Source organism: Streptococcus sp. HMSC056C01 (genome assembly GCF_001811305.1).
In the GTDB taxonomy this organism is placed as follows: Bacteria; Bacillota; Bacilli; order Lactobacillales; family Streptococcaceae; genus Streptococcus.
Genome location: NZ_KV804219.1, coordinates 71528 through 72001, shown reverse-complemented (window position 1 = coordinate 72001; position 474 = coordinate 71528). Strand labels below are relative to the sequence as shown.

The window sequence follows — 474 nt, the reverse complement described above, 5'->3', positions numbered from 1 at the left end:
CCTTCGACGCGCACCCGCATAGCGGGTGGTTTATTTGTCTCGAACCTCACGGAGCGAGACGGACTAATAGTCACATAATAAGAGAGTATTCACTCCATAAAAAAGAGAGAACATCTGTTCTCTCCAGTATATAAAATTATTTAGCTTCAAATCCTTCAGCAACTGCGTCCGCAAAGTTTTCTTCTACGATGCTTGCGCAGTGGTCACAGATAGTTGCGTGGTAGTGACGTTCTGCTGTTGTTGGATCTATGCGACGGCAACGGTCACACACTTCACCAGCTGCACGTTCTACAGTGAAAGCTACATCTTCAAAGGCTACTGCACCTTCTGGAGCTACACCTTCTGCGATAGTCAATTCTGAGACGATCAAAAGTTGAGCTACATTGCTATCAACAGCCCCAAGAAGAGTTTTCACGACTTCGTTTGGATAAACTGTCAAGTGAGCTTCAAGGGATTTACCGATGACTTTTTCAT

1 protein-coding gene is annotated in these 474 nt (G+C 44.9%); it reads right to left on the bottom strand.

Features of this window, described 5'->3' with window-relative positions; all coding sequences use genetic code 11:
* Positions 1 to 136: 136 nt before the first annotated feature.
* A partial coding sequence (locus HMPREF2795_RS10105) for a zinc finger domain-containing protein (RefSeq protein WP_315940716.1) occupies positions 137 to 474 on the bottom strand: 338 nt, incomplete at its 5' end.